The sequence below is a fragment of the Cohnella cholangitidis genome, from assembly GCF_014107495.1.
GTDB lineage: Bacteria > Bacillota > Bacilli > Paenibacillales > Paenibacillaceae > Cohnella > Cohnella cholangitidis.
On the sequence record NZ_CP041969.1, the window covers coordinates 2,916,913 to 2,930,422 of the forward strand.

Annotated in this window: 11 protein-coding genes; 2 read left to right on the top strand and 9 right to left on the bottom strand. The window is 52.3% G+C overall.

Annotation, left to right across the window (positions count from 1 at the left end):
• Nucleotides 1-92 precede the first annotated feature (92 nt).
• Together FPL14_RS13780 and FPL14_RS13785 are read right to left on the bottom strand one after the other, a co-directional pair.
• Nucleotides 93-2,114: an ABC transporter ATP-binding protein gene (locus FPL14_RS13780; RefSeq protein WP_182303983.1), complete on the bottom strand. Its 2,022-nt coding sequence runs from the start codon at nucleotides 2,112-2,114 to the stop codon at nucleotides 93-95.
• A 71-nt stretch (nucleotides 2,115-2,185) separates the two neighbouring features.
• Nucleotides 2,186-3,937, bottom strand: coding sequence for an ABC transporter ATP-binding protein (locus FPL14_RS13785; RefSeq protein ID WP_182303536.1), 1,752 nt, complete (start codon nucleotides 3,935-3,937; stop codon nucleotides 2,186-2,188).
• Between the two features lie 466 nt (nucleotides 3,938-4,403).
• Here FPL14_RS13785 and FPL14_RS13790 point away from each other — a divergent pair, with 466 nt between their 5' ends.
• Nucleotides 4,404-5,846: a magnesium transporter CorA family protein gene (locus FPL14_RS13790; RefSeq protein ID WP_182303537.1), complete on the top strand. Its 1,443-nt coding sequence runs from the start codon at nucleotides 4,404-4,406 to the stop codon at nucleotides 5,844-5,846.
• An 84-nt stretch (nucleotides 5,847-5,930) separates the two neighbouring features.
• Here FPL14_RS13790 and FPL14_RS13795 read toward each other — a convergent pair whose 3' ends face one another.
• Nucleotides 5,931-6,098 (bottom strand): CxxH/CxxC protein, encoded by a 168-nt coding sequence (locus FPL14_RS13795; RefSeq protein WP_182303538.1) that lies wholly within the window; start codon nucleotides 6,096-6,098, stop codon nucleotides 5,931-5,933.
• Nucleotides 6,099-6,133: 35 nt separating this feature from the next.
• Nucleotides 6,134-7,459, bottom strand: coding sequence for a S1C family serine protease (locus FPL14_RS13800; protein ID WP_324617913.1), 1,326 nt, complete (start codon nucleotides 7,457-7,459; stop codon nucleotides 6,134-6,136).
• 228 nt (nucleotides 7,460-7,687) lie between these two features.
• Here FPL14_RS13800 and FPL14_RS13805 point away from each other — a divergent pair, with 228 nt between their 5' ends.
• The gene (locus tag FPL14_RS13805) at nucleotides 7,688-7,888 is read left to right on the top strand and encodes a hypothetical protein (RefSeq protein WP_182303539.1); all 201 of its coding nucleotides are present in this window, start codon (nucleotides 7,688-7,690) and stop codon (nucleotides 7,886-7,888) included.
• A 5-nt stretch (nucleotides 7,889-7,893) separates the two neighbouring features.
• Here the strand turns inward: FPL14_RS13805 and FPL14_RS13810 are convergent, their stop codons facing one another.
• From FPL14_RS13810 to yycF, 5 genes are read right to left on the bottom strand one after another with little or no spacing between them, the layout of a single operon-like run.
• On the bottom strand, nucleotides 7,894-8,700 hold the full coding sequence (locus FPL14_RS13810; protein ID WP_182303540.1) for an MBL fold metallo-hydrolase: 807 nt from the start codon (nucleotides 8,698-8,700) through the stop codon (nucleotides 7,894-7,896).
• Nucleotides 8,701-8,735: 35 nt separating this feature from the next.
• Entirely contained in the window at nucleotides 8,736-9,503 is a 768-nt protein-coding gene (yycI, locus tag FPL14_RS13815) for a two-component system regulatory protein YycI (protein WP_182303541.1), read from the bottom strand.
• Between the two features lie 39 nt (nucleotides 9,504-9,542).
• Entirely contained in the window at nucleotides 9,543-10,865 is a 1,323-nt protein-coding gene (gene yycH, locus FPL14_RS13820; RefSeq protein WP_182303542.1) for a two-component system activity regulator YycH, read from the bottom strand.
• Complete coding sequence (walK, locus tag FPL14_RS13825) at nucleotides 10,862-12,694, bottom strand: cell wall metabolism sensor histidine kinase WalK (RefSeq protein WP_182303543.1); 1,833 nt, start codon at nucleotides 12,692-12,694, stop codon at nucleotides 10,862-10,864. Before walK ends, yycH begins: the two co-directional genes overlap by 4 nt.
• Nucleotides 12,691-13,431 carry a response regulator YycF gene (gene yycF, locus FPL14_RS13830; protein ID WP_182303544.1) on the bottom strand — a complete coding sequence of 247 codons (741 nt, stop codon included), beginning with the start codon at nucleotides 13,429-13,431 and terminating at the stop codon, nucleotides 12,691-12,693. Before yycF ends, walK begins: the two co-directional genes overlap by 4 nt.
• Nucleotides 13,432-13,510: the final 79 nt, after the last annotated feature.

Consider the following 13,510-nt stretch of genomic DNA (forward strand, 5'->3'; position numbering starts at 1 on the left):
CCATTATACAAAATGTTCCGAGGTCAACCAATGCACAATAAACAAGGGGGAGTCTCGCGACATCGACGCGAGATTCCCCCCTCCTTAACAAGTTAAGCTACGCCCTCGGCAGCGCCGAGCTGCAACTGATACATCGCGTAGTATTTGCCGCCTTGCTGCATCAACTCTTCGTGATTGCCCCGCTCCGTGATCTGTCCCCGATCGAGCACGAGGATCTGGTCGGCCGCCCGAATCGTCGACAGCCTGTGGGCGATGACGAACGTCGTCCGCCCGCGCTTCAGAACGTCCAGCGCTCCTTGAATGATCGCTTCCGTCTCCGTATCGATGCTCGCCGTCGCTTCGTCCAGAATGAGAATCGCCGGATCGAACGCAAGCGCCCGCGCGAACGAGATGAGCTGACGCTGTCCGGCGGATAGCGTGCTGCCCTTCTCGATGACCGGTTCGTCCAATCCGCCCGGCAGCTGCATGAACATATCGTACGCTCCGACATCGCGAAGCGCCTGCTCTACCTTTTCCCGGGAAATAGACGGATCGTCCAGACTGACGTTCGAAGCAATCGTCCCCGTGAACAAGAACGGATCCTGCAACACGATGCCCATATGCTGGCGAAGCTGCTGCTTCGACAGCTCTCTGACATCGACGCCGTCTACCGTAATCGCGCCCCGCTCCACGTCGTAGAACCGGAACAGCAAGTTCAGAATCGAGCTTTTGCCTGAGCCCGTATGCCCGACCAGCGCTACCGTTTCCCCTTGCTTCGCTTTGAAAGTAATGTTCTTCAGCACATCCTCGCCGGGCTTGTAACCGAACGAGACGTTCTCGAAGCTCACGTTTCCTTGATAACGCTCCATGCGCTCATGAGATACCTCGACGCCCGGCTCATCCAACAGCGTGAACACCCGTTCAGCCGATACGCGGGCAACCTCCAAGTTGGACAACTGATTGACGATCCCGACGATCGGATTCATCATCCGGTTCATATAGTCGATGAAGGCATACAGAACGCCGACCGTGACGGCTGCGCCAAGCCAATCTCCCGCGAACATCCAGACGACGGCTATGAACAATACGTTACGGAACACGTTGACTAGATTGTGCGTCGTAATGGAGTTCAAGGTGAGCAGCTTATTCTGGTATTTGTAATATTCGTCGTTCATCTCGTTGAACTCGGCCATCGTTTCCTTCTCTTTGCGGAACACTTGGATGATCGGCATCCCTTGGATGGACTCGTTGATCATCCCGTTAATATCGCTAAGACGCGAACGGATGACGTGGTTATATTTCGCGGCGAACTTGCGGTATACAACGATCCATACGTACAGGATCGGAACGAACGGAAGCGCGATAAGCGCCAGCCTCGTATCCAGCAGGAACACCGCACCTAGGATAGCGGCAATATAGATAATTCCGGAGAAAAAGTTCGCCAGTACCGATACGTACAATTCGCGAATCGCTTCCGTATCGTTAGTAACCCTAGCCACGACCTTACCCGCCGGCAAATTATCGAAGTACTGCACCGGTAGACGCTGAATATGCCGGAACACGTCGTTGCGCATTTTGCGAACGATCCTGTTCGCGGATACCTGCAACAACAATCTCTGCCAATAGGCCAGCACCGCTCCGATCAATAGCAATCCTACGTAGCTGATCGCGAGCAGGAAAATGCTGCGGAATTCCGGTTTGTAAAACTCATAAGTTTCGCCTGCGGTGAGTTTGAGCGCAGGAAACCGTTGTTTGCTCCCATCCTCCCGCGCGATCGTAAGCAGGCCGTCTCCGAACGTCCGCTTACCGGTATTCGGTACCCCTGCCGCATCAACGAAATAATAGCTGCGTCCCGATTGCAGAACGCGCACCTCGCGGCCTTTCGTCTCATCCTCCGCGAAGTGGTCCTCCCTCTTGTACCAGCCTCCGTCGTAGGATACCGCGTACTTCTCATCTTGCTTCGTTTCATACCAAGGTTTCTCGATCCCCATTATATTCGTGTCGATCATCCTCTTCGCGAGAAAAGGACCGATGAGCTCAACGCCTACCGCGAGCAACAATAACGCTAGCGCCAATAATATCGGTTTCTTGTAATTCAAAGCATATTGAAACAATCGTTTGCCGTTGTTCCCCATGGTTAATGTCACCTACATTCTTCTTAACTGTATACCCGTATATCTCTATCTATGAGTTCCTCAAAGCGATGTTATTCTTCCACGACGGAAGCTAGCTGCTGCCGGTCGTATTGCTCCTTATACCAGCCGCCCAGCTGAAGAAGCTGCTCGTGCGTGCCCTCTTCCGATATTCGGCCTTCGTCCAGCACGAGAATCCAATCGGCATGCTGCACGGCCGATAATCTGTGAGTCGTAATAATCGTTGTTTTGCCCGCCCGCTCATTGCGGATGCCTTCCAGAATCTCGGTTTCCGTCTTCGCGTCTACCGCGGACAAGGCATCGTCGAGCATCAGAATCTGAGGATCGGCGATCACCGCCCTCGCGATGCTGACCCGCTGCTTCTGTCCGCCGGACAAGGCGACGCCCTTCTCGCCGACAAGCGTCTCTAAGCCGTCGGGCAGGAACGCGACGTCCTTGCGGAACGAGGCCAGCTCAAGCGCGCGATTCAACCGCTCTTCGTCGCCCGCTTCCTCCTCCGTTCCGAACCAGATATTCTCGCGGATCGTCTTGCTGAACAGAATCGGTTGCTGAGGCACATAACCGATCCAGCTCCGAAGACGATTCAGTTCAAGCTCGGCCAGGGAAACTCCCCCGACCGTCAGATCGCCTGCTCCCATCGGGTACTCGCGAAGCAATTGCTTAAGTAAAGTGGTCTTACCGCTTCCCGTTCTTCCCACGATGCCCAAGGTCTGGCCTCTGCGAAGCGAGAACGAGATATCGACGAGGTTGTCTATGGACGATGACGGATATCGGAACGTTAGGCCGTCGAACGCGATCGTTTCCGGTACTTCCAGCGCAATCGGAGCTTCGGCTTCTACGACGTCCGACTTCACGCCGAGCGTTTCGTTGATGCGGTCGAGCGAAGCATTGCCGCGCTGCATGATATTAATCAATTCGCCGATGGCGAACATCGGCCAAATCAGCATTCCGAGGAACATGTTGAACGACACCATTTCGCCGAGGGTAATTTCCCCCTGGAATACGAGCACCGCGCCGTAACACAATCCGATCAAGTAACTCATGCCTACCAGGATTTTGACCGTCGGTTCGAACAGGGCATCGATCTTGGCGACCCGGATATTGTTATTGAACACGTTATCCGTCGAGTCGCTGAACCGTTTCCGGTCCGCTTCCTCCTGCACGAACGCCCGGATTACCCGGACGCCTGACACCGATTCGAGCACCTGATCGTTTAAGCTCCCGAAGGCATCCTGCGATTTCATGAACCGATCGTGGATTTTCTTGCCGAAATGCTGCATGAGAAGCGCCATGATCGGCAGAGGCAGCATTGCGGCTAGCGTAAGCTTCCAGCTGATTAAGCCCGCCATCACGACGAGAATCGTTAACATGAACAAGGTCGAGTCAATAAGCGTCAGAATCCCGAAACCCGCCGTTACCGACACGGCGCCTAGATCGTTCGTTGCTCGGGCCATGAGGTCGCCCGTACGGTTACGTTCGTAGAAAGTCGGGTTCATTTTCAGCAAATGCCGCATGAGACGGGAACGCAATAGCCGTTCCAGTACGAACGCGCCGCCGAATAATTGGTACAGCCATACATAACTGATCGCGTAGCTGGCAACGGTTAACCCGCCCCAGAACAGCAGCAGTTCGGTTAGCTTTGCCGAAGTTAACGTCTCCTGATGGATCCCGTCGATCGCTACGCCGATGAGCTTCGGAGGAATAACGTCTATTATGCCTACGATAATCAACAGCACGATAGCGATCGTATACCTCTTCCAGTGCATTCGGAAAAACCAGCTTAATTTCTTCAGTACGATAAACATAATCTATGTGTTCACACCCTTCTAAATGAAGAACAAAAAAGGCATACCGCCGTAAGCGATACGCCCCAAAGGATGGCTATCCATCCCTCGCCGCCATCGGAGCAGAAACCGGCCACAAGACCGTTTCAGCCGCCGAAAGCGATAAAAAAGGCGCACGATTACGTCAACGTAACCATGCGCCTCACCCTGTCATCTTGAGAAAATCAACATTCTCCGGATTATCAGTGGTTATTCGCTAGAGGGCTACGTCCATTCCGAACTTCTACTCCGCCAAATAGCAGATTAATCAAGTTATGATCTCCGTTCCTCATCTCGTAACCCTCCTTTCCGTTCATCAAAGTATATGAGTCACTTTACCATCGCCCCCCAAATGCTGTCAACGGGGATTTGGAAAATATTTTTTCCCAAAATGGGTAATAGACCATTAAAACCTATCATGGGTTGAAATGGAACGAGGTGGCTGACCATGATCTTTGACCGGAGCAAGGACGATAGGGTTAACAAAGCGGTATTTCAGCTAGTGTTTCCGTTCGCATTGGAGCAAGACTGCCAGAATCGGCTTCGGAATAGCTTGCTAGACGATCGTTTTATTGCGTTCGAGCTCGGGGATTTGACCCTTGAAAATCAATTTTACGGACCGGACAACCGGGTTTCCCATCGGGACATGGAAAGATACTTTTTGCCGCTCGCTACCCGGATCTTGTTCCCTAACGGCAATGATCCTGAAGCGTTCCGGCGTTTAACCAAAGTATCCGGAACCCAAGCCGATCTGGTGACTCCGCATAGCCGGATCCGGTTCACGGTTCACTCCGTAGACGTCGTTCTATGTCCATTCGATACCGGATTTCTTACGGTGCGCGCGGAAATCGACTCCGCCGATCGGGAAGTCTACTACAGCCGCGCGTTAGAATTCGGAGATCGAATGCGCCATCTTCAAGATTCGAACAAGTTGGACCTCAATACCCGTATCGAACATGACGGCAACCGGTACGATGAAGTGGAGGATTTCGTCTTTCGGATTCTCGCTCCCCATTTGCTGTCGTTCATGGATAACTCTCCGATGAAGGATGCGCATTTCGAGAAGCTCCCCTTCTTCATGGACGAGAGAATGTTCGTCATCGGTTTCTGCGCTTTGCCGGAGGATGCCGATATCTCCCTCCTGCATCGTTACCGCGCCGGACGCCTTGACGGTCTGGACGCTCATGGGCACGTTAGAGTAAGCGCTAGCCATATTCCCTATATGGAGCAATATTGCAAGCAATTCGAGTATGATCGCTGGGCGCCTAACACGTATTATTTAACCGACGAGACCCATTTCATCTGCCTTACCCGCGAGAAGCCCGATATCTTCAACAGGCTAGCCAACCAAATGTACGGGGAATATTACTATGGACTATTGTTAAACTTATTTCATCGGATCGTCCTGCTGAAGTTATCGATCGCTTACTCTCGTGCGCAGCTTGATCGCAAACAGGAGCATACCAAAGACTTAATTCGCGATATTACGTGTTTTTCGGCAAAATATTATTTCGTGGAGCTCGTCGCCCATACCCAGGGCCGGGAAATCTTCCATCGGCTACGCTCCGTCTACGGCAACGACGAACTGTTCGACGACGTCAAGCAGACGCTTAACGATCTGTACAAGTATCAGGAAACCCGTACGTCCAAGCAGTTCAGCTACTTGCTAACGATTCTAACCATCTATACGGTCATTAGCGGAATTTACGGGATGAACCAGGTTATCGACGACTTGGAGGGTAACTTTAACTGGTCTTTTCTATCCGGTTATTCCGCTTTCCAGTGGATCGCTTTTGCCGTCACCTGCACGGGTCTGACCGTCGCTTTCCTGCTCATTCTCAGCGTCTTGTGGAGTTGGGGGCGGGACTTTGTCCGGAGATGGAGGTCATGACGGTAGACCTCGAATGGAATGTTAAATCGTGTAACCAACACAAAAAACCGCAATCCCTTAAAGGATTGCGGTCTCAATTCACTCTTATAACACCAATACTTCCGCCTTATTTCCGCACCATTCGCAATGATCGGGGGCAGTCCAGGCCGAGAACTCCGTCGATGCTAGATTAACCAGATCCGGCGCGTCCTCGTATTCGTCTACGAATTTGTCGATCGCGAGCTCGACATGCTCACGGCATACACAGTACATGGTTCAGATCCCTTCTACCCTCGTTAACAATCGGCTTAGCGTTCATCCGGTTCTTCTATTTTTTCCTCTAATTCGACTTCAACCGTGTGTTTCTTCCCGTCGCGGTAATACGTTACTGTCAACGATTCCCCGATTTTTTTGGAGTTATACAAATATTTGCGAAGATCCATCGTGCTTTCGATAGCCTTGTTGTCCAGCGAGACGATAATATCATTGAACTCTAGTCCCGCATCAAGCGCCGGCCCGACGGATTCGAGCACGATAACGCCTTCCGTGACGCCATCCGGGATGACGGGCGTTGCCACTTCAAGCTCTTCGCCCTCGCCTTGCGCCGGCTCCTCGCCATCTTCTCCGTCGGAATCATCCTGGGCTTGCGGGCTATCCAGGTATAAGCCCAAATCTACAGTGTATACCCCCATATATGGGCGAACAACCTTGCCTTTATCCAAGAGGGAATTCACAATCGGCATCGCATGATCGATCGGAATAGCAAACCCGATACCTTCAACTCCCGTATCGGCCACTTTCATGCTATTAATGCCTACCAGTTTACCGTTTAAGTCGACCAAGGCGCCGCCGCTATTCCCTTGATTGATCGCGGCATCCGTCTGGATGACTTCCTGCTCCCAATCGTAGTTGCCGTCTTGGTTAATCGATACCGGAATGATCCTTTTCGTCGATGAAACGATACCTTGAGTCAGCGAATCGCCGAAACCGAGCGGGTTACCGATGGCAATAACCATTTCGCCTACGCGCAATTTCTCGGAATTGCCGATTTCCACGACGGTATCGATTCCCTCGGCATCCACTTGCAGTACCGCGAGATCGGTGATGATGTCTTTGCCGATGATGGTTGCGTCTTTCTTATCCCCGTTAACCAGAACCGCTTGCACTTCCCCGGCATCCTGGATCACATGCGCATTCGTAATAATGTAAGCTTTACCGTCTTTCTTCTGGAAAATAACGCCCGAGCCCATGCTCGCGTTATAAGGAAGCTCATCCTCGTCCAGGTCCATGTCTCCCTGCATTTCCAAGGCTTGATTCGTCATGTTGATGATGCTGACAACCGCGGGCCGTACTTTCTCCGATGCGGAAATAATCCGTTCCGAAGTTTCCACTAGAGACTGTCCGCCGGCCAGCGCCGGCTTAGCTTCAGGCTTTTCGTCGCCTCCGCTGTTCAAGAGAACGAACAACAATGCAACCAACAGTGAACTGGCAATAGAAGAAATGAAGGCAACTCGGAACATTGACCCTTGGCGGTACCCTCTTACCGGCCGGGAATCCATCCCGTACCCGGCATTGCGGGAGCGCCTCTTTACCCGCGTGGAGTAGAAATCATCATCGAACAAGCTCATGGTCATGCACCATCCTTCTATTAGGGGACTATCCGTTGCCCCATGCCGCTGCTGGAAAACCCGACTTTTTAAACTCCTAATATATCATCATTTCTAATTATCGATCTTCTATACTAATCGTCCAAAAGAATAGGAATGTTTATAAAGGTTTTGACTAGAATAGTAATAGAATAAGAACGGACAAGCAAGTTAATTTCTCTCATATTTCTCATGTAAAGAAAGGAAGGATTTCCAATGAAAACTTCGGAGATTAGCTGGCATTTCCTTGATCTTGCATCCCAGATGTCCGATATGAAGAACGACCATTACAGGCAGCTCCTTGCTATCAGTACCTTAATCGAGCTGCTTGTCGAGAAGGGCCTCCTAACTCCGGACGAAATCAGGGAAAAGGCGGCGCAGATGGAAGCCGATCTCGATCGTCAGCTTCTGTTATAAAATTCTCATCTGCTTTTAACGAAATCCCATTCGGTCGGCCGGTCGTAATAAGTATCGCATAGAGCGAATTCATCCTTATGGTAGAAGTAACCGTTGTCTTCTAATACTGTATTCACGGTTAGTTTGGCTAAATCCATCAGGTTATGCTCTTGGCTTAAGTGCGCCAAATAAACTCTTCTCAAGCTGCCCGTGAGCAACCTGCATAACGCTTCTCCGGCAGCTTCGTTGGAAAGATGGCCGGTATCGCCCAAGATACGCCGCTTAATGTTCCATGGATAACGGCCCATTCTCAACATATCGATATCGTGGTTGGATTCCAGCACCATCACGTCGGAGTTTTGCAGCTGGCGCATGACCTTATCGCTCACGTAGCCAAGATCCGTCGCCAGACTCAGCTTCGCCCCATCCGACTGAAAACAGTAACCGACCGGCTCAACCGCATCATGCGATATCGCATACGATTCGATTCGCAGATCGGCGATCTCCAACACGCTGTCGGTAGGCATGATTTTGCGTTGTTCATCGGGAATTTCGCCGATCGTCCGCACCATCGCGCCCCAAGTTTTCTCGTTCGCATAGATGGGAAGCTGATGTTTGCGAGCGAAAGCGCCCAATCCCTTAATATGATCGGAATGCTCGTGAGTCACGAAGATCGCGTCGAGTTCCTGGCCGGTAATCTCTCTTTCTCTCATTAACTCTTCTATTTTCTTGCCGCTTAGACCGGCATCAATAAGCACGCTGGCCGAATCCGTAGATACGACGGTCGCGTTGCCGGTCGATCCGCTGGACAATACCGTGAATCGAAGTCCCATGATTGCTTCCTATTCCTCTCCCAAGCGTGTTCCCCCTAAGGGTTTGCGAGAACATCGCCTTTCTCTGTCGTCACCTCGGCGCTGATCGCATTCACGTAGTACACTTCTTCGCCATTTTCTAGCAAAACCCTCCACGAGGGCGTCGAAACTTGGGCTTCCGCGTCGTCGAAAATTTCCCCATGGTACCCTAAACGAATTTCCTTGATCACCGAACCGACAGGCAAGTTTCTCTCTATGACCTTAGCTAACGCCTTCGAGGCGGACAGCACTTGCTGTTCCTTCGCTCCGGCGGAAGGTTTGATCTCGATGAGATCTTGGGAATACGCTCTTATTTTCTGCTCGCTATGAAACAAATTCAGATGGATATCGAACATAGGCCACCCGCTCTCCATCCGATTAAAGACGAAGTATACTCCTTCGCGACTGGCCGGCTGGTCCAACGTATAACTGCCCAGCTCCGGGATTTTCCCCCCAAGCGCGCTAACAAGCTCGTCTTCGGAAAAGACGAATCTCGTTTCCGGGGACGGGGTAATCTCGGTACGATCGCTTATTCCTTCCCCCGCTCGTTGCTTAAACGTATACGTCAGTTCCCTCATGGTCGGCGTTTCGGTCGGAATTTTCGCATTGTCATCCACCTGAATATTCTTCTCGCGCATGGCCTGCAATGTTTCCGGAGGGAGGGATGTCCAGTCTACGGCCGTGTTCAACCTCTCCCGCCACTCTGTCCACAGTTGATAACCGAGCACGATGTTCAACATGAGAAAAGAAACGATCAGCACGCTTTTCGCTCGTCTCCAGTCCATCCCGCGCCTCCTTCCTAACTTGTTATGCTGCAGCCTTGACTATTTGGCGATGACCGGGCCTGAATCCGACACGATGATAACCTCGCCGTTGAACAGCCTCGCCGCCCAGACCGGGCTTAGCGACACCGTGTCCTTCTTAAATACAGGTCGGTATGCCGGGAACAGAGCCTCGATATTTCGCCCGTTCGAACCTATATTATTAAGGATCACCCGCAACGAATTGCCTCCGGGAAGCTGCCTGCTGCTCTTATTCGTCACTTCTTTGCCCAGAATGACCATAGACCTGTTATAGGAGGATATCCCCCCCTGCTGCAACGTTAGCTGCATGAACCCGAAGTTAATGGCGTTGCTTGATACGACGGGCACATCCCTGTAATATTGCCGGAACCGGATGACCCCGCTGCCCGCCTCCGAATCCGTTTCCTTAACGAATTGATGTTTCCCGTTCCAGCCGCCGTGCTGGTTCACGAAGCTGATCGCAGCCATGACGTTGTCGACCAGCTCGCTCTCTCCGTCCGTTGGCGCTACGGTATTCGTATAAGAGAGCCACGTCCCGTCTTGCTCTACTTTAAGCCCGATTTTGCCGTCCGTATAGAACTGCGGTCCCGTCTTGCTGTCTTGAATCGTCTTCGTGCTTCCCGGATCGAAGAATAGATTGTCCACCATCTGCTCTGTCGTGTACCGGTCGAACGCGACATCCATCTCGAGCAGCCTTGTAATCGGTTTGTCGGGAAGATAGAGATTACCGTCCTCGGTCGAATAAGGATCCCAATACTGTCCGAAGCCCACATAGCCTTCAACGTCCCCGATCGTCAGATCCGCGCGTTGAGCTTCATAGACGTAACGGCCGTCCGAGCTGAAGAAGAACGTTCGCACTTCTTCGCGGGCTTTGTTCGTATAGATCCAGATCCGATCGATGGAATCGCCGAAGAATAGGAAGTCGCTGTCTATCTTGAAAACCTTCTCCTTCTGCAGCAGCTCGAACGGCATCGGACGACCGAACCGCAGCTCCACCCCTTGGTACTCTTGCCTGATCTGCTCCCAGTCGACGGAAGTCACGGAAGCTCGTTGCATCCCTTTGAATTCGCGGCTTTTCAACTTGGTCAGTATTAATTCGTAATAGGGACGCGTGCTCGGATAGAACACCGTATGTTTATCGTTCCCCAGATGGAGCACCATCATTTCCGGGAAGATCAGGTTCTCCACCTTCTCTTCCTCGCCAAGCGGCTCTGTCTTGACGTAGTCTAGCTCGGTCTTCACTTTCGCTTCCATATACGGCTTGCTATAGGCAAGAAAGTAGCTTTGAAGAAGGCTTAGGGCGACTAGCAAGAACAAGAGCACCGATTTGCCTTTCTCGATCATGCGGGATCACTTCCTTCCGGCATAATCGGCAGCAGTACCGTTACGACGGTACCGACGTTCGATTCCGATTCTATCGTAATCGAACCGCCATGAGCCCTTACGATTTCCCGGGCAATCGATAATCCGAGCCCCGTGCCGCCCATGTTCCGGGAACGCGCCTTATCTACCCTGTAGAACCGTTCGAAAATACGGTTCAAATCCTTCTTCGGAATGCCGATTCCGGTATCTTTAATGGCGATCGCCAATTGCCCCGCTTCGTTGTTCTTCGCGGAAATATCGATCGAGCCTCCATCGAGCGTATACTTGATCGCGTTCGATACGAGGTTATCCAGCACCTGGTCGATTCCGTCCCGATCCAACCAAGCCGTCTTCTGCTTGTTCTCTACTTTAACCGATACGGTAATGGCTTTCTGGCGCAGCTGGAAGGAAAAGCGGTCCACGACCTCCTCGAGCATCTCCGCCAAGTCCGTCTTCTGCCGGCGCAGTTGATTGCGCCTCGAATCGAACCGGGACAGGTGCAGAAGATCGGTAACGAGCCTGATCATCCTTTCCGTCTCGCTGCGAATAACGCCAACGAAACGATCGGCAAGAGGAGGTTCTTCGAGAGCCCCGTCATCCAGAGCTTCCGCGTAACTCTTAATAGTCGTGAGCGGCGTCCTTAATTCGTGGGAGACGTTAGCGACGAACTCCCTCCTCGATTGCTCCAGCTTCTCCATCTCCGTAACGTCTTGGAGAACCGCGATCGCTCCGGCTACTCCTTTGTCTCTCCGGCGGATCGGAGTCAACGTGACCCGGAACACCAGATCTTCATCCTGATCGTCAACCCGGTTAAGCAGCAGAGCGGATTCTTTGCCCTCGAGGGTTTCCGCGATAGGAGCTTTCTCGATGCCTAACGCTTCCGACAGCGTGATTCCGTCCTCCAGCTCCTTGAATCCTAACATCCCTCTGGCTCTCCGGTTCGTTACGATAACCCGCCCCAGCTCGTCGGTTGCCAAGACGCCATCGCTCATGTTGGAGAGAATCGAAGCCAGCTTCTCTTTCTCTTCTTCGTTAATGGACAGCGCATCGCTCAGACGGTCGGTCATATCGTTGAAGGCAACGCTAAGCTGGCCTATCTCATCCTTCCCGAATACGGGAACCCGTTCGTCGAATCTGCCCTCCGCCACGGCGGCGGCCTGGCGGGTTAGCGCCTTGATCGGAGACGTTATCGTGCCCGCAAGCAAGACGCCGAGAACGGCCGTTAACCCCAGAGCGATTAATGTCGCCGATACGAATATTCGGTTAATGCCCTCCATCGTCTGGTACAGTTCTTTCATGGAGGCGACGATATAGATGGCTCCTACGATCTTGCCGTTGCTGAACACCGGTTTGGCAATGACCTTGCTGCGAGAGTTGTCCTCGTCTATGATTTCCTCTTCGTTGTCCCGAACGCCCTGAAGCGCCCGGCTGACGAGCAAGGACGTATTCTTGCGGCCCACATAAGACTGTTGCGAAGTCTTAGAGGTAGCAAGCACCTTGCCTCCAGCATCGAGCACTTGAATCTGAGCGCCGCTGATCGTATCGAAGCTGCGGATAAGAGAGCTTATCGTCGTCTCGGTTCCCGCTTGGGCGTTCGTGTCCTTATTGTCCGAGAACAAGTTCGTCTCGGACAGGAAATTGGTCAAGAGATTCGCTTGCCCGTTCAAGTTGGTCGAGAAGGAGTTGATTAGCGAGTTCTTCATCGTACTGATGAAGTATACTCCGATCAATTGAACCGCGATCAGGATGAGCAACAGCACCATCATAATCAACTTAATCTGAATGCTGCGGAACAAGCGGACGCCTCTCATCCGTAGTGACCGCCAGTCATCTTCGGATTGCGCACCAAATAACCGAGGCCGCGTCTCGTCATGATGATCTCCGGTCGGCTAGGATCATCCTCCAGCTTCTCCCTAAGCCGGCGAATCGTCACGTCGACCGTTCTCACGTCTCCGAAATATTCGAATCCCCATACCGCTTGCAGCAAATGCTCGCGGGTCATGACTTTGCCGCTATTCTTGGCCAAGTAATGGACAAGCTCGAATTCCCGGTGGGTGAGATCGAGCGGTTGGTTGTTCTTATAGACGACATACATGTCGGTATCGATGAAGAGATTGAATAGTTTTAAGCCTTGGCGTTCCGCTTCCGGCTGCGGTTCATCGTCCGCGCGAGCAGGCTCTACTTTGCGTTGACGGCGCAGATGGGCCTTAACCCGGGCCAACAGCTCCCGCGTGCCGAACGGCTTGGTCACGTAATCGTCCGCGCCGAGCTCTAGCCCTAGCACCTTATCGATTTCGTTATCTTTGGCCGTTAACATAATAATAGGCGTGGACAACCGCGTCCGCACTTCGCGGCACACATCCATGCCATCTTTGATTGGGAGCATCAGATCAAGCAGGATCAGATCCGGCTCTTCCTCGAAAGCAAGCCGAACGGCCGCCTCGCCATCGAATGCGCACACGACCTCATAGCCTTCTTTTTCTAAATTAAACTTCAAAATATCCGCTATCGGCCGCTCATCGTCGACGACCAGTATCTTGCCTAACATATGCGTCTCCGCCTCCCTTTTCTCGGAAGCTAATCTATAGCTATCTTACCATAATGCGGACGAGACCCCAATGGCGTTT

What these genes read in the sequence shown, in the direction of transcription:
- FPL14_RS13780 (WP_182303983.1), bottom strand. Translation starts at nt 2,114, where the DNA reads ATGGGGAACAACGGCAAACGATTGTTTCAATATGCTTTGAATTACAAG.
- FPL14_RS13785 (WP_182303536.1), bottom strand. Translation starts at nt 3,937, where the DNA reads ATGTTTATCGTACTGAAGAAATTAAGCTGGTTTTTCCGAATGCACTGG.
- FPL14_RS13790 (WP_182303537.1), top strand. Translation starts at nt 4,404, where the DNA reads ATGATCTTTGACCGGAGCAAGGACGATAGGGTTAACAAAGCGGTATTT.
- FPL14_RS13795 (WP_182303538.1), bottom strand. Translation starts at nt 6,098, where the DNA reads ATGTACTGTGTATGCCGTGAGCATGTCGAGCTCGCGATCGACAAATTC.
- FPL14_RS13800 (WP_324617913.1), bottom strand. Translation starts at nt 7,459, where the DNA reads ATGACCATGAGCTTGTTCGATGATGATTTCTACTCCACGCGGGTAAAG.
- FPL14_RS13805 (WP_182303539.1), top strand. Translation starts at nt 7,688, where the DNA reads ATGAAAACTTCGGAGATTAGCTGGCATTTCCTTGATCTTGCATCCCAG.
- FPL14_RS13810 (WP_182303540.1), bottom strand. Translation starts at nt 8,700, where the DNA reads ATGGGACTTCGATTCACGGTATTGTCCAGCGGATCGACCGGCAACGCG.
- yycI (WP_182303541.1), bottom strand. Translation starts at nt 9,503, where the DNA reads ATGGACTGGAGACGAGCGAAAAGCGTGCTGATCGTTTCTTTTCTCATG.
- yycH (WP_182303542.1), bottom strand. Translation starts at nt 10,865, where the DNA reads ATGATCGAGAAAGGCAAATCGGTGCTCTTGTTCTTGCTAGTCGCCCTA.
- walK (WP_182303543.1), bottom strand. Translation starts at nt 12,694, where the DNA reads ATGAGAGGCGTCCGCTTGTTCCGCAGCATTCAGATTAAGTTGATTATG.
- yycF (WP_182303544.1), bottom strand. Translation starts at nt 13,431, where the DNA reads ATGTTAGGCAAGATACTGGTCGTCGACGATGAGCGGCCGATAGCGGAT.